Raw genomic sequence first — 19,991 nt, 5'->3', positions numbered from 1 at the left:
CTTTCTGGATAAAAAAGAAATAGTAGATCTGTCGCAGAAGGATAGTCCCTGTGACAATACCAATGATGATAACAATGAAAAGTTGTATATCCATAAATGTTACAACAAAAAGAGTCAGTAAAAAGTTTGTTTTCTCGTAAATCTCATTGAAACAGCCTTCCCAACTGGTGTACCACGAGAGCAATAAGCCATGCCAGTCCTGTGGAGTAGAAGACGCTGAATAGGGCCCATTTCCAGGAATGAGACTCCTCCTTGATGGCTGCAATGGTTGCAATGCAGGGGAAGTAAATCAGCACGAATAGCAGGAAGCCTGTGATCACCAGCGGGGTGAAGACGGGTGATCCGTCAGGATAAGCTTCAGCCTGCAACCTGGTTTGTAACGATTGCTGGTCTTCGCTGTCACCCGTATAAAGTACGCCCATGGTGCTGATTACTATTTCTTTGGCAGCCATCCCCGAGAGGAGGCTTACCGATATCTTCCAGTCGAACCCCAACGGTCTCATCACAGGCACAATGAACTTTCCGATTTTACCGATATAGGAATTTTCCTGATGTGCAGTATTTCTTGAATGGGCGATATCGGCAAGGAGCAAATCTCTTTCGGTGCGGCTTATTTCGCTGTCACCGAACCTCGCCTCCACCTGTGTTGCCTCTGCCTCAAATACAGCATTTTTTTTCCAGTCCTGAGGAAAGTAACCCAGAAACCAGATGACGATGGAGGCGACCAGGATGGGGCCTCCCATCTTTTGGAGATACTGCCGTGAGCGGTCCCACATATGTGTGATGATCGATTTCGGTGTAGGCATCCTGTAGGGAGGCAGTTCCATCACGAAGGGAGTCTCTTCCTCCCGGAAGAGTGTTCTGCGAAATAATCGTGCCGTGAAGGCGGCAATCAGGATGCCGAAAGCGTACAATCCCAGCAGGACTAGGCTTGCACGCTCCGGGAAGAAAGCGCCGGCAAAGAGGATGTAAACCGGTAGGCGGGCGCTGCATGACATGAACGGGACAATGAGCATGGTGATCATGCGGCTGCTGCGGCTTTCAATGGTGCGAGTAGCCATCACGGCCGGTACATTGCAGCCAAAACCCATGATCAGCGGAATAAATGACTTCCCGTGAAGGCCGATCTTGTGCATCAGCTTATCCATGATGAAGGCAGCACGGGCCATATATCCGGAGTCCTCCATGAAGGCAATAAAAAGATAGAGGATCACGATGTTGGGCAGGAAGACAATTACACCGCCCACGCCACCTACGATGCCATCCACAATCAGCGCTTTCAGAGGGCCCTCTGCCATATTCTCACGGATCAGGTTACCCAGTGTTGCCACCAGCCATTCTATCCATTCCATCGGATAATTGCCCAGACGAAAAGTGGCTTCAAACATCACCCATAGGAAGAGAAAGAAGAACGGAAATCCCAGATATCTGTTTGTGACAATGGAATCGAGCAGTTTTGTCTTTTCGGCAAAATGAATCTTTTCGGTGAGCGTTTCCTTCAGCCCTCCGGCGATGAAACCGTAGCGGGCGTTGGTGAATGCCGACTCGGGGTCTTCACGCAGTAGTTTCTCTATATAACTACGTTCCTTGTCCCTGCGGGTGAAAATCTGTTCCCGCATGGGAAGTGTGCGTATGCGACTTTCCACCTCCTTGTCGCCCTCCAGTAATTTTACGCATACGTACCGCAGGGGCATCTCCCAATTTCCGACCTCACGATGTAGCTCTCTTTCCATGATGGATATCGACTTCTCCAGTACCCTCCCGTAAGGGATTTGAATCGGCTCCCGACCTTTGGTCAGGTAAACGGCGATTACTTTTTCAAGGAGCTGAGGTATACCTTCCCCTCTCTTGCCCACAGTAGGTACAATGGGTGTGTTGATGAGTGTTGAAAATGTTTCATGATCGAACGTGCGACCGCTCTTCTCAAGCTCATCGTACATATTGAGGGCGATGACCATCGGGACTTGCAGATCCAGCAGCTCGGTTGTAAGATAGAGGTTTCGCTCTAACGCTGATGCAGATACCACATTCACAATCACATCGGGTTTTTCCTCCAACATATATTTTCTGGCATATAACTCCTCGGGGGTGTATGCGGAAAGTGAATAGGTGCCGGGCAGGTCGACCAGCGTGAAGGAATAGCCATTGTGCTTTAGTGTGCCCTCCTTGGCGTTAACTGTCACGCCGCTGTAGTTTCCCACGCGTTCGTGTGCACCGGATGCCAGATTGAAAATTGAGGTTTTGCCGGAATTGGGATTACCCAGCAAAGCCACTTTGATATTTTTTTGTGACGAACGGGAATGATCCGTACGGAAATCACCTGAACCATTGCTTTGGGAAATGGTTACAGGCTCTATCATGTCATCCTCCTGCACCACTTCCTGAGAAGATGTTTTTTCCCGCGTTTCCTCCTCGAGCATGGCAATCTCAACCATCACCGCCTCACTACGACGCAGTGATACCTCATACTCCATAAGTTCATACTTGATGGGATCTTTCAGCGGGGCGTTCAGCACCGACTTCACCTCCTCACCCCGCACAAATCCCATCTCCAGGATACGTTTCCTGAAAGCGCCGCTACCATTAACCTTTATGATGTATGCTTTTTGTCCTGTTTGCAGTTCCGACAGACGCATAAATAAACTCCCTGATTAGCCTGCAAAGATACTATTTTTCTCTGTATTATTTAAATTAGTTATAAATAATACATTGTTTGATGTTGTTTTAGTATATTTGAAAAATGTATAATGTTACTGGTGAAAAACAGATACGAGATGGAATATAGAACTGAAAAAGATACGCTGGGCGAGGTGAAAGTGCCTGCCGATAAGTTATGGGGTGCACAGACAGAACGGTCGCGCAACAATTTTAAAATCGGCCCCCCTGCCTCCATGCCGCTGGAGATCATTCACGGTTTTGCCTACCTGAAAAAGGGTGCTGCCTATGCGAATCATGAGTTGGGAGTCCTTTCCCGGGAAAAGCGGGACCTAATTGCACGGGTGTGCGACGAGATACTGGAAGGAAAGCACGATGATCAATTTCCGCTGGTGATCTGGCAAACCGGATCGGGTACACAAAGCAACATGAACCTGAATGAGGTGATTGCCAACCGTGCCCATCAGCTGGCCGGCAAAGTGATCGGAGAAGGAGAAAAGACGCTGCAACCCAATGATGATGTGAACAAATCACAGTCTTCCAATGATACTTTCCCCACCGGCATGCATATTGCCTGTTATAAAAAAGTGATTGAGGTAACATTGCCGGGATTGAGGCAGCTGCAACGGTCGCTGTCTGCCAAATCGGAAGAGATGGCCGAGGTGGTAAAGATTGGTCGCACCCACCTGATGGATGCGACACCACTTACATTGGGACAGGAGTTCAGTGGTTACGCCGCGCAGCTGGCGTTTGGCATTAAAGCCATTGAGCACACGCTGCCCCACCTGTCGGAGCTTGCACTCGGTGGTACTGCTGTGGGTACGGGACTGAATACACCCAGGGATTATGATGTGACTGTGGCAAAATATATTGCTGAATTTACCGGGCTTCCTTTCGTCACTGCCGGAAACAAATTCGAAGCGCTGGCCGCCCACGATGCCATTGTGGAGACCCATGGCGCACTCAAACAGGTGGCCGTGTCGCTGAACAAGATAGCCAATGATATCCGTCTGCTTGCTTCGGGTCCCAGAAGCGGCATTGGCGAGATTGTCATTCCGGCCAACGAGCCGGGTTCATCCATCATGCCGGGAAAGGTAAATCCTACCCAGGCGGAAGCACTCACCATGGTCTGTGCCCGGGTGATCGGCAACGATATGGCCATTGCTTTGGGAGGCATGCAGGGCCATTTCGAGCTGAATGTGTTTAAGCCGATGATGGCGGCCGGATTCCTCGAGAGTGCCCAGCTGCTGGGTGATGCGGCACTGTCATTCGATATGCATTGTGTTTCCGGTATCGAGCCCAACAAACCCCGTATCAAAGAACTGCTTGACAATTCGCTGATGCTGGTTACGGCGCTCAATACAAAGATCGGTTATTACAAGGCGGCAGAGATCGCCAACGCTGCCCACAAAAACGGTACCACCCTCAGGGAGGAAGCGGTGCGGCTGGGGTACGTGACGCCGGAGGAGTTTGATGAATGGGTAAAACCGGAAGAGATGATCGGTCCCATGGATCATTGAAAATGCCGTTTTTTATTTGTATTTTTGTCACTAGATTAACAAACCGGATTATCATCATCTAAACGATTATAACCAATTTTCTTATGGCAAATAAACCATTCAGGTTTCAGTCACCTTTTCCCATGTCGAAGGACCGGACTGACTATTATCTGCTCACCAAAGAGCATGTCTCTGTATCAGCATTTGAAGGTAAGGAGATTCTCAAAGTATCCAAAGAAGGATTAACATTGATGGCCCAAACCGCCTTCCGCGATGTGGAGTTTCTGCTTCGTCCCGAACACCAGGAACAGGTAGCCCAAATTCTTCACGACCCCAATGCGAGCGAGAACGATAAGTTTGTGGCACTCACCTTTCTACGAAATGCCGAAATATCGGCCAAAGGTGTACTCCCTTTCTGCCAGGATACCGGTACGGCCATCATCATGGGCAAAAAAGGACAACAGGTGTGGACAGAAGGGAACGATGAGGAGGCTCTTTCGGAAGGGGTCTACAACACGTTTGTCAATGAAAACCTGCGTTACTCCCAGAATGCAGCGCTGAACATGTACGACGAGGTAAATACCGGCACGAACCTGCCGGCACAGATCGACCTCTATGCGGTGCAGGGAAGTGAGTACAACTTTCTCTGTATTGCCAAGGGGGGAGGTTCTGCCAACAAGACCTATCTTTATCAGGAGACCAAGGCGTTGCTGACACCCGGTAAGCTGGAGGACTTCCTGATTGAGAAGATGAAATCGCTCGGTACCGCTGCCTGCCCGCCCTATCATCTTGCATTTGTGATCGGGGGAACATCGGCCGAGGCGAACCTGAAGACAGTGAAGCTGGCTTCTGCCAAATATTATGATAACCTGCCCACCGAAGGAAATGAACTGGGTCAGGCATTCCGTGACATTGCACTGGAAGAACGACTAAAGAAAGCTTCCGAAGAGCTGGGCCTGGGTGCGCAGTTTGGTGGGAAATATTTTGCACACGACGTACGGGTGATCCGTCTACCTCGACATGGTGCTTCCTGCCCGGTGGGGATGGGCGTATCCTGCTCGGCAGACCGCAACATCAAAGCGAAGATCAACCGCGACGGGATATGGATCGAAAAAATGGAAGACAACCCTGCACGGCTTATTCCGGAGGAATATCGTCAGGCAGGTGAGGGAGGCGGTGTGAAAATCGATCTGAACAGACCCATGAACGAAATACTGGCAGAACTCTCCAAATACCCGGTATCTACCCGTCTTTCGCTGAACGGTACCATCATCGTGGGACGTGATATCGCCCACGCGAAATTGAAAGAACGGATTGATCGGGGTGAAGGACTGCCACAGTATATCAAGGATCATCCCATCTATTATGCCGGACCGGCAAAGACACCGGCAGGGTATGCCTCCGGATCGATGGGGCCCACCACTGCCGGACGCATGGACTCCTACGTGGATCTGTTCCAGTCACATGGCGGTAGCATGATCATGCTGGCCAAAGGCAATCGCAGTCAGCAGGTGACCGATGCCTGCAAAAAATATGGCGGCTTCTACCTGGGTAGCATCGGCGGACCTGCCGCGATCCTGGCGCAGGAGAGCATCAGGAGCCTGGAATGTCTGGAGTACCCCGAACTGGGTATGGAGGCCATCTGGAAGATTGAAGTGGAAGATTTCCCAGCTTTCATCCTGGTGGACGACAAGGGGAACGATTTTTTCAAAGTGGTGACGCAGCCCAATTGTGCGATGGGATAAGATGCAGCTGAGGTAATAAATTTTCAAACAGAATTTATTTTTAAATCTCTTAAACAATAAGAATAATGAAAAAATCGATATTGGTTTGTATCGGTCTCATTGTCGGCCTATCCCTTTCGTGGGGACAGGCCAGGACACAGCTGACGCTGGAGAAAGGGTGGAAGTTCACGCGGGAAGATAACAGCCGCGCATCGGAAGTCGGTTTCGACGACAGCAGCTGGCAATCGGTGCGGGTGCCGCACGACTGGGCCATCTACGGCCCCTTCGACAAGCAGAACGACATTCACCGCATGGCGATCGTGCAGGACGGACAGACCACCGCCATTGAGCACTATGGCCGCACCGGCGGTCTCCCCTTCACCGGGGTGGGATGGTACCGGAATAGCTTCTCAATCCCTGATTTCAGGGATGATAAAAGAGTAACCATACAATTTGACGGAGCCATGAGCAATGCCCGGGTTTTTGTCAACGGGAAAGAGGCTGGTTACTGGCCTAATGGCTATAATACCTTTTATTTCGATATTACTGAACTGCTTAATAGTGACGGGCAAAACAATACACTGGCGGTGAGACTTGAGAATTTCAATGAGCAGTCACGTTGGTATCCCGGTGCCGGACTGTACCGGAATGTGCATCTGATTACAACTTATCAGGCACGTATTCCCGTATGGGGGACATACGTAACGACTCCCGTAGTGAACGACGAATTTGCCCGTGTAAAAGTGCGGACAAAACTACAACAGGGCGAAATACCCTCCGAAGATGTTTTTTTTAAACTGAAGACATCAATCCTCGATCCCTCCGGAAAGGTGGTGGCAGTAGCCGAAGATGCGTTCACGAGATACGACGAGGAAGAGATGGAGCAGACACTTATTGTAGAAAAACCTTTGTTGTGGGATATCCGACAACCCAATCTCTACAAAGTAAATTCGGTACTGAGCAGGATTGAGAGGAGCGTCAGGCAAGAAGACAACAAAACCACCACAACTGAGATGGCCAGGTCCGTAGATGAATATACGACTCCTTTTGGTATCCGGACTATTGAAGTGGTGGCGAACGAAGGATTTTACCTGAACGGCCGGAAAATCAAGTTCCAGGGTGCCTGCATGCACCATGACCTGGGACCTTTGGGAGGTGCCGTGAACGAGGCAGCCATCCGCCGTCAGATCCGCATCCTGCAGGATATGGGTGTAAATGCCATCCGCACCTCACACAACATGCCGGCGCCGGAGTATGTGCGCATTGCCGACGAGATGGGGATGATGCTGATGGTGGAGACCTTCGACGAGTGGGCCATCCCCAAGGTGAAGAATGGTTATAACCGATATTTCAAGGAGTGGGCGGAGAAGGATGTCACAAACCTGTTGCATCATTACCGCAACAATCCCAGTGTGGTGATGTGGTGTATTGGGAACGAGGTGGAAGAACAGAGCAACCCGCAAGGGGCGAAGGTAGCCCGTTATCTGCAGGATATCTGTCACCGCGAAGATCCCACCCGTCCCGTGACAAACGGCATGGACCGTGTGGATCAGGTCCTCTCCAATTATATGGCTGCCATCATGGATGTGCCCGGATTCAACTACCGTTCTTTCCGCTATCAGGAAGCTTATGAAAAGCTGCCCCAGCAGATTATTCTGGGTAGTGAAACCACATCTGCTTTAAGTTCCCGCGGGGTATATAAATTCCCGGTGCAGAGAAAAGCGATGGCACTGTACGAGGATCACCAGGCTTCCTCCTATGACCTGGAACATGCCAGCTGGTCGAATTTGCCGGAAGATGATTTTATCCAGCATGATGATCTGCCCTACACCATGGGTGAATTTATATGGACCGGCTTCGACTATCTGGGCGAGCCCACACCCTACTACAGCAACTGGCCCAGTCACAGTTCCCTCTTTGGAGCGGTAGATCTGGCAGGCATACCCAAGGATCGTTTTTACCTCTATCGTAGCCACTGGAACAAAGAGGTCGAAACACTTCATATCCTGCCTCACTGGAACTGGAAAGGACGTGAGGGTGAGGTGACGCCCGTTTTCGTCTACACCAGTTACCCTTCTGCCGAACTGTTTATCAATGGCAAAAGCCAGGGAAGGCAGTCAAAGGACCTGTCAGTTCCGCTCGATGGCAGTTATACAAAAGAAGCACAGCAGTCGCTGGAACGTCAGAAACGATACAGGCTGATGTGGATGGACACGAAATATGAGCCGGGTACCGTGAGGGTGGTAGCTTACGATGAGAAGGGCAATGTGGCCGCGGAGAAGGAAATCCGTACTGCAGGAAAACCCCACCGTCTGGTTTTGGAGGCCGACAGAAAAGTGATCAGTGCCGATGGGAAGGACCTTTCGTTCATTACTGTGTCGGTGGTTGATAAAAACGGCAATCCCTGTGCAACGGTGAACGACCTGGTTACTTTTAAAGTAAAGGGAGCCGGTACATACCGTGCCGGTGCCAATGGCGATCCCGCCAGCCTCGACCTGTTTCACCTGTCACAGATGCATCTCTTTAACGGGAAACTGGTTGCCATCGTAGAATCCACCGAACAACCGGGCACCATTATCCTGGAGGCAACTGCCAGAGGATTGCAAAAAGCTTCGGTCAATATTCAGACAAAGTAGTTCGGCATCATATAGAATAACAGGAGCGCCCCATCGAAAGGTGGGGCGTTTTGTCTATCTTTGTATTCCAAATAATGAATTGATGGCAAGAAAGAGAAAAGAACTCCCCCGGCTGGAGTCGGTACTTATCACCGACGTAGCTGCTGAGGGCAAAGCAATTGCAAAGGTGGATGGCATGGCTGTTTTTGTGCCGTATGCTGTACCGGGCGATGTGGTGGACCTACAGCTGACACGCAAAAAGAACAGCTACGCTGAGGGCAGGGTGGTGCGCTTCGAAAAATATTCCGAAGACAGGATAACCCCTTTTTGCAACCATTTCGGTGTGTGTGGAGGGTGCAAATGGCAGCAGCTTCCTTATAGTGAACAACTGAAATATAAACAGAAACAGGTGCAGGATAGCCTGGAGCGTATCGGTAAAATCAATTTGCCCGAAATAACTCCTATTCTGGGAGCACCCAGAGATACTTTCTACCGGAATAAACTGGAGTTTACCTTTTCCAATAAGCGATGGCTCACTGAAGAGGAGATCAGTTCCGACCGGGAGTTTGACCAGATGAATGCCGTAGGTTTTCATATTCCGGGAATGTTCGACAAGGTGCTTGATATTGACAAGTGCTGGCTGATGGATGATCTCTCTAATCAAATCAGAAATTCTATACGGGAGTTCTGTCTGGAGAATGAATATTCTTTTTTCGATCTTCGTAATCAGCAGGGACTGATGCGCACCCTGATGATTCGCAACAGTTCCATTGGCGAATGGATGGTGATTGTGGTTTTTTATGAAGACGATCAGGAGAAGAGGGAGAAATTAATGGAACATCTTGCTCTTCAGTTTCTGCAAATTACCGCTCTGCTCTACATCATCAACCAGAAAGCAAACGATACCATTACCGACCAGGAGGTGCTGGTTTGGAAGGGGCGCGACCATATTGTTGAAGAGATGGAAGGCCTGCGATTCCGCATTGGCCCCAAGTCGTTCTATCAGACCAACAGCGAACAGGCATATCACCTCTATGAGGTGGCACGTAGTTTCGCGCAGCTCACAGGCGATGAGCTGGTGTACGACCTTTATACCGGTACGGGTACCATCGCCAACTTCGTGGCACGCAATGCCAGGGAAGTTATTGGGATAGAGTACGTGGAGGAAGCGATTGCCGACGCGAAAGTCAATTCAGCAATTAACCAGATCGAAAATACACGCTTTTATGCCGGTGATATGAAGGATGTGCTTACTGAGGAGTTTATCGCAGCGCATGGTCATCCCGATGTAATCATTACCGATCCGCCCCGCGCCGGGATGCACGAAGATGTGGTCAACGCCATTTTGCTTGCTGAGCCGCAAAGAATTGTCTACGTGAGTTGCAATCCAGCTACACAGGCACGCGACCTGAGTCTGATGGACGCCAAATACAGGGTGACCCGTGTACAACCGGTAGATATGTTCCCTCATACCCATCATGTAGAGAATGTGGTGTTGCTGGAGAAAAAATAGTTATAAGTTCCTAGTCCTAAATAATTTTCGTATATATTGAGGATTAAGTTATATTCCAAAAAATATTTTATAACTTGCGAAAATAAAAGTGTTTATGAATATTCGCAAAGCAATCTCTTCCCTGTTCCTGATAGTTGTTTCTGTTGTGTACAGCGGAAATATTTTGGACACTGACACGCAGCAGGATCAGGTGCTCAGGAGATTGTACGGAATGATGGAGAGTAAGGAAACATTTATGTCGGAAAAAGAAGGCCGGATATCAGCGATAAAAATGATGCTTGCCACACCCAACATAAGCAATCTACAGCAATATGAGATCAACCTGCAGTTGTATAACGAATACAAAACATACATATCCGATTCAGCCATTCATTATGCAAAACAGAATGTAGAGCTTGCCGGAAGGTTGGGTGATCGTTACAGGATGAATGAATCGAAACTTAGCCTCACCTCTTTATATATCATTTCAGGTTTGTATGTTGAATCGTTGGATATTTTAAATCAAATTGATCGGAGCGAGCTTACCGACAATCTGTTAATATATTATTATGACAGCTATAAACAGCTTTACAGAAACTACTCCTTCAATAATCCCAATGCTTCTGTTTATATCGCGAAGAGTAGTCTATATCGCGATTCTTTGCTGAACGTTCTGAATAAAGAATCTAACCATTACCGGATTGTATTGGCAGAAAAACTATTCGATGAAAATCGATTGACCGAATCGAAACAAATACTGGAAGATCTGATCAATCAATCGGAGGAAGAAAATCACGAGAAGGCAGTATTGACCTATGCTCTTGCAACCATCTACCGGGAAGAGGGAATCGTTGACAAGCAAATAACCTATTTTGCCATATCGGCCATTTGTGATATCAGAAACGCAATTATGGAAAATGCTTCTATGCAGGCTCTGGCAGTGACTTTATTTGAGATCGGGAATATAGAAAAAGCCTATGACTGCATCAAATCATCGATGGAAGATGCCATGTTTTGTAATGCACGGCTGCGGACCTATGAAATTTCACAAATACTCCCCATCATCGACTCGGCCTATCAGGAAAGAGTCCGTAATCAGAAATCGGAACTTCAGCTCTTCCTCTACCTTGTAAGCTTGTTGTCGCTGTTCCTCATCATTGCGGTGATATATGTCTATCGACAGATGAAGAAGATTACCCGTATACGAAAGGAACTTTACCACACTAACCTGAGATTGAATGAGCTGAATGAAGATCTGCAACGCACCGTTGATCAATTGAATGATACGAATAAAAAAATGTCGGATATAAACGACGAGCTGTCTGAATCGAACGAGATCAAAGAGACTTATATCGGTCATTTCCTGGATCTCTGTTCAACCTATATCGATAAACTGGAGAAATACCGGAGCACACTCAATAAAAAAGCGGTCGAAAGAAAATTAGAAGAACTTTTCAGAATGTTGAAATCGCATGAGATGATTGATCAGGAGTTAAAGGAGCTTTATAGCCTGTTCGATAACATCTTTCTACATCTCTATCCAAATTTTGTAGAAGAATTTAATTCTCTTCTGGTCGAAGAAGAGCGATTCAATCTAAAACCCGATGAGCTGCTCAATACCGAATTGCGTATATTTGCACTTATTAGGCTGGGGATAACCGACAGTTCACGCATAGCCAACTTTTTGCGTTATTCTGCAAATACGATCTACAATTATCGGACGAGAGTCCGAAATAAAGCTGCCGTACCTCGTGATAAATTCGAAAGCTTTGTGATGAAAATAGGGGTTATTCAGAAGATTTAAATATATTCTATCCACTTTTTTGTTGCAATTATAATTTTTAATTATTTGATAATTAGCGTTTTGATGTTTTATACATCTATATGTTAACTATTTGAATTTTTAAGTCATCATTTCATCTTTTACATTTGCTAACGTAATGTTCGAATGATTTGCGTTTGTTTCTACCGGATTATTTCCTAAAGATGATCTACTCTGGATGAAAAGTCCTCACCAGGTTTGTTCTTGGCCGATTTCACTGCGCAAAACGAGTGTTAACTCACATCGAAGTTAGTGTTAAAAACAATTAAATAGGGGCGGGCGTAGCCTGGGAACTTGTTTAAGCTATTATTATAGTGAGAATTTTCACATTTTTATTTTCTAAATTTATTAACATGAGGGAAAAACAGAAATTTTTCAAAGAGCCATTTGCATACAGGCTGGTTTTATTTGTATTGTGTGCGGCCTTTACAGCGAATCTGTCGGCTCAGAATCAAAAAACTATTTCCGGGAATATCACCGAAGAGAATGGTGTTTCTGTGATAGGTGCTTCCGTTTTTGTAAAAGGAACTACGACCGGTACCGTAAGTGATATCGATGGTAATTTTTCTTTATCGGTGCCCGAATCATCAGTAATTACCATATCTTATATAGGATATCACCCACAGGAGATCCCTGTTGCAGGGAAAACACATCTCTCTATCGTGCTAAAAGAGGACAACCAACTGTTGGACGAGTTGGTTGTAATCGGATATGGTGTGATGAAAAAAAGAGATCTCACAGGCGCTGTATCATCGGTTTCGGGGGAGACGATGAAGGACAAGCCGGTAGCCAGTATCGGGGAAGCGCTTCAGGGACGGGCTGCAGGTGTGCAGGTTATCTCCTCCGGTAAACCGGGTGACAATGTCTCCTTCCGCATCAGGGGAATCAGCACTATCAATAACAGCGAACCGCTTCTGGTTATAGACGGGGTACCCACGGACCTGGGAATCAATTCCCTGAATATGGAAGATGTGGAAACCGTGGATGTGCTCAAAGATGCTTCTGCCACTGCCATTTACGGGTCGCGGGGGGCAAACGGCGTCATATTGGTTACCACGAAGAAGGGCAAATCGGGTGACGGATCTATCTCATTCAGTGCGAACTGGGGAGTACAAACTGCTACCGGCATGCCACAGATGTTGAATGCTACACAGTTTGCCTCGTTACATAACGAGATGATTGCTAATTATAACCAGTTGGCCTCCTCCCCGCTGACACAGCGCGCCGACTTTGCTGATCCAACGGTCTGGGGTGAAGGTACCGACTGGCTTGATGAACTCTTCCGTTCGGCGAGAATGAGAAACTATACGGTTTCCTATTCCGGAGGTAGTGATAAGGGAAATTATTATGTGTCGGGAGGAGTATTCGATCAGGACGGTGTTGTGTCTAATACATCATACCGACGATACACGGTGCAGTTCAATAGCGAATCGAACGTGCGTTCATGGATAAAATTCGGGAACAATATAACCCTGAGTCACGATATCAAGAAACAGGGTTCTTATGATATTCGCGGTACGATGGCCTCGCTGCCTACGCAGCCTGTTTACAACGAAGATGGTTCTTACTCCGGTCCCGGAGAACCGGCTTATCAGTACGGGGATATACGCAATCCTATTGGAACAGCAACACTTAGTCGAAACAGAACCAACGGATACAACGTGCTTGGAAATATCTTCGCTGAGATAAAACCGGCAGATAAACTTACTTTTAAGTCACTGGGTGGCATCGACTTCAAGTTTTGGGATCAGAACAGCTTTAGTCCCAAATATGACTGGAAGCCTATCCCACAGCCGCAGTCTTCACTGTATGAAGAGTCGAATAAAAGTCTTACCTATCTGTGGGACAATACGCTTACTTACCTCGACACCTTCGCAGATAAACACAACGTCAACGTGATGATTGGTTCCAGCGCCCAGAATAACTTGTATAACCGCATGAACGCAAGTGTGCAGGGATTCCTGAGTGATAATAACAGCCAGTTAAATAACGGGCTTACCGACCCCACCGTCGGGGGTACCAAAAACGATTGGGCTATCCTCTCGTTTATGGGGCGAGCCAATTACAATTACGACAACAAATATCTTTTCACCGCAACAATCCGTCGCGACGGCTCCTCCCGATTTTCCAAAGAAAACAGGTGGGGTACTTTTCCCTCGTTCTCCGCAGCTTGGCGCTTGTCGGAAGAATCTTTCTTCCACGCAAACGAATGGATCGACGATGTGAAAGTCCGTTTGGGATACGGAGAAACGGGAAACCAGGGAGGTATAGACAACTACGCCTATTTTACCCGGTTGAAAACGGGACAGTATGTGTTCAACGGTACACCGGTTTCTACGCTCTATCCGCTGGTGATGCCCAATCAGGATGTACAATGGGAGACGGTAAGGCAGTTTAATGCCGGGGTGGATCTCTCTTTATTGAATCAACGGATTAATCTGACGCTTGATGCTTACCTGAAAAATACAAGCGATATGCTGGTGCCGATGTCAGTACCCATCACAACAGGTTATTCAGACATTTACGTGCCTAGTGTAAATGCCGGAGAGATTAGGAACAAAGGGCTTGAGCTGACTGTCTCCTCCAGAAACCTCACGGGCCAGTTTGAATGGGATACCGATTTCAATGTTTCTTACAATAAGAATGAAGTAATCAAAATGAATGACGGTATTGCCCTGTTTACCGGTGGGGATATCAATATGACTAAAGTGCAGGTGAGTGCCGAAGGACGACCTGTGAACGCGTTCTATGGTTATGTAACCAACGGCATCTTCCAGAATCAGGAGGAGGTGGACCGGTATGCTACGCAGGTAACCGGCGGAACAGCACCTGGCGATATCAAGTTTCGTGATCTTGACAACAACGGAGTCATCAATGCCGATGACCGTACCTTTATCGGTAATCCATTCCCTGAATGGACGTTCTCCATGAACAACAGCTTTGCTTACGGAAATTTCGACCTGCAGGTCTTTTTCCAGGGTGTGGCCGGAAACGACATTTACAATGCCAACAGAATATGGCAGGAAAGTATGTCAGTCCCGCAAAACCAGACGACAAAAGTGTTGGACCGCTGGACAGGAGAAGGAACAAGTAACAGTGTTCCGCGTGCTGTCTACAGCGACCCCAATCAGAATGTACGCCATTCCAACCGGTTTATCGAGGATGGATCATACCTTCGTTTGAAAAATCTCACGTTAGGATATACGTTGCCGAAATCAGTAGCACAGAAGGCTCAACTAAGTATGGCACGACTCTATCTCTCTTGCCAGAACCTCTTTACATTGACCGGTTATTCTGGTTTTGATCCTGAAGTAGGGGCAGGAGGTGTCGATCTCGGCACCTATCCGGTAACACGTACAATCAGTTTAGGCCTAAATATTCAATTTTAATCGATGACAATATGAGAAAAATAGCATATATAATTGGACTTTTATCGGTATTGACACTCTTTGGATCCTGCTCCGATTTTTTGGATAAAGTTCCGTATGAAGACCCAAGTGCCGAGGCTCTCACGGACGAAGCGTCGGCTATTGCCCTGGTAAATGGGGCTTATCAGCCGCTACAGCGTCCCAAATTATACAACATGAGAATCTGGACGCTCGATATCATTGCAGGAAACAGCGAAGTGGGTGCTGGTGGAGGCACCGACGGGATAGAGACTGTTACCTTGGCAAATTTTGTAGCTACAGCCGACAATGCAGCTGCACTGGACATATGGCGAGGTCCCAATCCCGGGATACTATACTGCAATACGGTATTGGAAAATGTGCCGAAGATGGATATCGACGAATCGTTGAAAAACCGTTCTATCGGAGAAGCGAAGTTTCTTCGTGCCAACTATTATTTCATTCTGGTGCAGCTTTTCGGAGATGTCCCGATGACAGTCTCCACACCGAAGCCTGGAGACAACCTGCTGCCCGAACGTACCGACAAGATGACCATCTACAACGAGGTGATAATTCCTGACTTGAAGGATGCAATTGAATTGTTGCCGGTCAGGGAAGCATATTCGGGAAGCGACATCGGCCGTGCTTCCAAGGGTGCGGCTGCCGGCATGCTGGCAAAGGTTTATCTGACATTGGGAATGTATGCAGAATCACTACAGATGAGTGAGCTGGTAGAGAGCCTCGGTTATACCCTGAATTCCGATTACAGCGATAGCTTCGGGGGTGAGGAACGGCATAAGAACACAGCAGAATCTCTATTTGAAGTGCAATATTACGGACTGACCAAGGCTGGTTTCTGGAGTGATGAAAACCAGGCCAACTGGCTAAGTACCTACATGGGTCCGCGTAATACAGGATGGGTTGGCGGTGCTTATGGCTGGAACCAACCGACACAGGAGTTCGTGGACCAATATGAGAATGGAGATTTGCGTAAAGACAAAACCATCCTGTATGAGGGAGGTCCCGATTTCGACGGCAAATCATACAAGGCGAATATGTCGAACACGGGTTACAATGTTCGGAAGTTCCTTGTGCCGCTGTCCGTCTCTCCCGATTATAATACCAACTCTGCAAATGTTGTGGTATTGCGTTTTGCCGATGTGTTGTTGATGAAAGCTGAAGCGCTGAATGAGCTGGGAAGAACAACAGAAGCAGAAGAACCATTATACCAGGTGCGTAAAAGGGCAGGCCTGACAAATAGGGGAGATGTGGAGAATCTCACAACCGAACAGATGAGAGAGAAAATCAGAAATGAACGTCGCATTGAACTGGCCTTCGAAGGACATCGCTGGTTCGATATCATCAGGTGGGATAACGGACAATATGCCTTGGATTTCCTGCACTCCATCGGTAAAATCAACGCGACGCAGAAACACCTGTTGTTTCCTATCCCGCAAAAGGAGAGGGATGCCAATCCTAATCTCACACAAAATCAAGGATATTAATATCAAAAAGAGAGACTGTTATGAAGATATACAGATTACTATTTTTACTGTCGTTGTGGGTCACACTGTTTGTAGGGTGTGCCGACGATAATTACATGGAACTGGACAAGGGAAGCAGTCCCCTTGAAATAACTGCTTCATTGGCTGAAATCGAGCTGGATGCTGCAAATCCGACTTCGGAAGCCCTGAAATTGTCATGGACAACCGGTTCCAACCAAGGTACCAATGCCGGAATCAGCTATACCTTTCAGATGGATTTGCAGGGTGACAACTTTGCAGGAGGCGTATCGATTGATTTGGGAAGGGGTGTATACGAAAAAATTTACAAGAACGAAGAGCTGAATGAGATATTGCTAAATAATTTTGGTGTTGAAGTAAATAAGGAGGTGGTGCTGGAGGTCCGTGTTAAAGCCACTGTCGCTGCAGAGGGTATCGAACCGGAGATTTCGAACCTGCAACGCCTCTCGGTTAAAACACACAAACCGATTACCAAGACACTGTACATGCTGGGTGATGCTACACCCAACGGATGGAATGCCGACGATGCCACCGAAATGCGCCCCATCAGCAATGTTCCCAAAGGGTTTACCTGGACCGGATCGCTTTCGCCAGGAAAATTCAAATTTATCGCCACGCCGGGAGAGTTTGCTCCCTCTTACAACAAGGGAGAGAGCGATACGAAACTCTATCTGCGCGAAAGTTTTGATGATCCCTACGACGAACAGTTCGAAATAACTGAAGGAGGAACCTATACGGTAAAAGTGAATTTGATTACGCTGACAATCAGTATTGTAAGAGGTGAAGGACCGGAATATAGCGAATTGTGGTTTGTAGGCAATCCCACCGGATGGAGTTTTCAGCCGATGGCCGTGAATCCTGTGGATCCGTTTATCTTCCATTACAATGGTGACCTTTCAGCCGGGGGTGAATTTAAAATAGGAACTGCCGCGGTAAACTGGGACGCACTCTTTTTCCGTCCCACTGTTGATAAGACAGCAGAAGGCATAGGCCTCGATGTGGACAAATGGGCGGGTGATCCTGATTATAAATGGAACATTACTGGCGGCGTATATAAAATCAAACTGGATACACGGGACATGAAGATAGATATCGTTCCATTTGTGCCATTTGAAATGATTTACCTCGTAGGCGATGCTTCACCCAACGGGTGGGATATTGGCAATGCCACTCCCATGACGGCCACAGCCGATCCCTACAAGTTCACATGGAGTGGATCACTTAAGGGCGGAGAGCTGAAGTTTACATGCGACAAGCAATCCGATTGGAATGGTGCCTGGTTTATTGCGAGCGAAGCAGATAAATCACCTACGGGGCAGACAGAACAGATGTTGTTTAATTATCCCGGGGCTGGCGTGGACTACAAGTGGAGGATTTCGGAATCCGGCACTTATAAAATCGAACTCGATCAGTTAAAAGAAACCATCACCATTCAAAAACAATAAACAAACAGGGATGATCTACCGCACCGGATGAGCGGTGCGGCAGATCTCCGATTCAAATTATGATCAAAAAAATCACCTTTCTGTTTTTAATCTGTTTGCTGACATTGACTTCATGCAAAGATGATTATGATACAAAAAATAATCCGATAACTTACGGCGATACCTATCTGTCGGTCGACATCACAACCGATAAGTCGGTATACAAACCAGGGGAGACTGTCCGTTTTACGCTGAAAGAAAAACCTTCCGGTAACCCAAAAGTGCGTTATTCGCACCTGGGAAAAGTAATAAAGGAGGAGGAGCTGCAGGGGACGAGCTGGTCATGGATTACACCGGCAGAAGATTTCAAAGGGTATATGGTGGATATTTATGAAGTTGATGGAAAAGAAGAAAAGATTTATCACACCATTGCTGTGGATGTTTCTTCCGACTGGACAAAGTTTCCCCGTTACGGCTTTCTCTCTTCGTATGGTGATCTGTCGAAGACGCAGATCGGGAAAAATATTGAGCTTTTAAACCGTTATCACATAAATGGGGTACAATTTTATGACTGGATGCACGACCACCACCGCCCGCTGGCAGGAACCGTAGATAATCCGCTGTCCCAGTGGCCCGATCTCATTGGTCGTACCAACTATCTCTCTACAGTGAAAAGTTATATTGATGCCATGCACGGGAGAGGAATGAAAGCGATGTTTTACAATCTCGCATTTGGCGCATTGAGCAATGCGGCGGCGGATGGTGTAAAGGAAGAGTGGTATATTTTCAAGGATTCCAACCGCTCAGTCAAAGACAGTCACCATCTTGATTCCCCCTTTCGCAGTAGCATTTACCTCACAAATCCGGCAAACAATGCGTGGCAGAACTATCTCATAGCACGTCATAACGATGTATACCGGGTATTCGATTTCGACGGTTATCATATTGATCAGCTGGGTAACCGGGGAGCAGTATACGATTATAACGGTAATCTGCTAAAGTTGGAGGAGACTTATGCGTCTTTTATAGCAGCCATGAAGCAGTCCCGTCCCGACAAAAGGTTGGTGATGAATGCGGTTAGCCAGTTTGGGCAGAGTTATATATCCCAAAACGAGGTCGATTTTCTCTATACCGAAGTGTGGGATGAAAGCAAAACTTTTGGAGAGCTGGCAAATGTGATCCTTGAAAACAATGCCTATTCGGATAACAAGAAGCAGACCGTGCTGGCTGCTTATGTTAACTATGCAAAATCCAGCAGCTCTGGTTATGTAAACGCACCGGGTGTATTGTTGACCAACGCGGTGATATTCTCGTTCGGAGGAGCTCACCTTGAACTGGGTGAACACTACCTGGCAAACGAATACTTCCCCAATTCGAATCTGCAGATGAAGAAAGAGTTAAAGGAGGCTTTGGTTTGTTACTACGATTTTCTTGTGGCTTATCAGAATCTTTTACGTGACGGAGGAGCGTTTGCCTCGTTCAATGTGCAGTCGGACAACAACCAGGCCAGGTTTGAAAACTGGCCTGCATCAAAGGGAGCCGTAGCCGTTACTGGCAAAAGATTTACTGACAAGGAAGTAATCCATCTGCTTAATTTCTCTAATGCAAACTCCATGGAGTGGAGAGATACCAATGGAACCCAAAAAGAGCCTCTGGCCATCATCGGTACTGAAATAAAAGTAACAGTGACCCGTCCTGTGAAGAAAATCTGGTTTGCTTCACCCGATATAAATGGAGGAGCAGCCAGAACGCTCGACTTCACACAGGCAGGGAATGAAGTCAGGTTCACACTTCCGTCGTTGAAGTATTGGGACATGATTGTCATCGAGTATTAACTATCACGTAAAAGAA

General features: G+C 47.3%; 10 protein-coding genes. 9 read left to right on the top strand and 1 reads right to left on the bottom strand.

Annotated elements, in window-relative coordinates:
• Positions 1-143: 143 nt before the first annotated feature.
• The gene (gene feoB / locus AC1HCU_RS12320) at positions 144-2,636 is read right to left on the bottom strand and encodes a ferrous iron transport protein B (protein WP_480366371.1); all 2,493 of its coding nucleotides are present in this window, start codon (positions 2,634-2,636) and stop codon (positions 144-146) included.
• A gap of 138 nt (positions 2,637-2,774) precedes the next feature.
• On the opposite strand from feoB, the gene fumC reads away from it, so the two are divergent.
• The 9 genes from fumC (at position 2,775) to AC1HCU_RS12275 (ending at position 19,975) form a co-directional block, all read left to right on the top strand.
• Complete coding sequence (gene fumC / locus AC1HCU_RS12315; RefSeq protein WP_480366369.1) at positions 2,775-4,175, top strand: class II fumarate hydratase; 1,401 nt, start codon at positions 2,775-2,777, stop codon at positions 4,173-4,175.
• Between the two features lie 83 nt (positions 4,176-4,258).
• Positions 4,259-5,899: a fumarate hydratase gene (locus tag AC1HCU_RS12310; protein WP_480366367.1), complete on the top strand. Its 1,641-nt coding sequence runs from the start codon at positions 4,259-4,261 to the stop codon at positions 5,897-5,899.
• A 65-nt stretch (positions 5,900-5,964) separates the two neighbouring features.
• Positions 5,965-8,514 carry a glycoside hydrolase family 2 TIM barrel-domain containing protein gene (locus AC1HCU_RS12305; protein ID WP_480366365.1) on the top strand — a complete coding sequence of 850 codons (2,550 nt, stop codon included), beginning with the start codon at positions 5,965-5,967 and terminating at the stop codon, positions 8,512-8,514.
• An 82-nt stretch (positions 8,515-8,596) separates the two neighbouring features.
• The gene (gene rlmD, locus AC1HCU_RS12300; protein ID WP_480366363.1) at positions 8,597-10,006 is read left to right on the top strand and encodes a 23S rRNA (uracil(1939)-C(5))-methyltransferase RlmD; all 1,410 of its coding nucleotides are present in this window, start codon (positions 8,597-8,599) and stop codon (positions 10,004-10,006) included.
• A 94-nt stretch (positions 10,007-10,100) separates the two neighbouring features.
• Positions 10,101-11,789 carry a DUF6377 domain-containing protein gene (locus tag AC1HCU_RS12295; protein WP_480366361.1) on the top strand — a complete coding sequence of 563 codons (1,689 nt, stop codon included), beginning with the start codon at positions 10,101-10,103 and terminating at the stop codon, positions 11,787-11,789.
• A gap of 371 nt (positions 11,790-12,160) precedes the next feature.
• Positions 12,161-15,196 carry a SusC/RagA family TonB-linked outer membrane protein gene (locus tag AC1HCU_RS12290; protein WP_480366359.1) on the top strand — a complete coding sequence of 1,012 codons (3,036 nt, stop codon included), beginning with the start codon at positions 12,161-12,163 and terminating at the stop codon, positions 15,194-15,196.
• A gap of 11 nt (positions 15,197-15,207) precedes the next feature.
• On the top strand, positions 15,208-16,698 hold the full coding sequence (locus tag AC1HCU_RS12285) for a RagB/SusD family nutrient uptake outer membrane protein (RefSeq protein WP_286845894.1): 1,491 nt from the start codon (positions 15,208-15,210) through the stop codon (positions 16,696-16,698).
• A 20-nt stretch (positions 16,699-16,718) separates the two neighbouring features.
• Positions 16,719-18,161: a SusE domain-containing protein gene (locus tag AC1HCU_RS12280; protein ID WP_480366356.1), complete on the top strand. Its 1,443-nt coding sequence runs from the start codon at positions 16,719-16,721 to the stop codon at positions 18,159-18,161.
• A 62-nt stretch (positions 18,162-18,223) separates the two neighbouring features.
• The gene (locus AC1HCU_RS12275; RefSeq protein ID WP_414703281.1) at positions 18,224-19,975 is read left to right on the top strand and encodes an endo-dextranase; all 1,752 of its coding nucleotides are present in this window, start codon (positions 18,224-18,226) and stop codon (positions 19,973-19,975) included.
• Positions 19,976-19,991: the final 16 nt, after the last annotated feature.

The sequence above is a fragment of the Proteiniphilum sp. LBM24028 genome (genome assembly GCF_056629195.1).
Note: the sequence above shows the minus strand (reverse complement) of the source record. Positions and strands in the feature narration are given on the sequence as shown.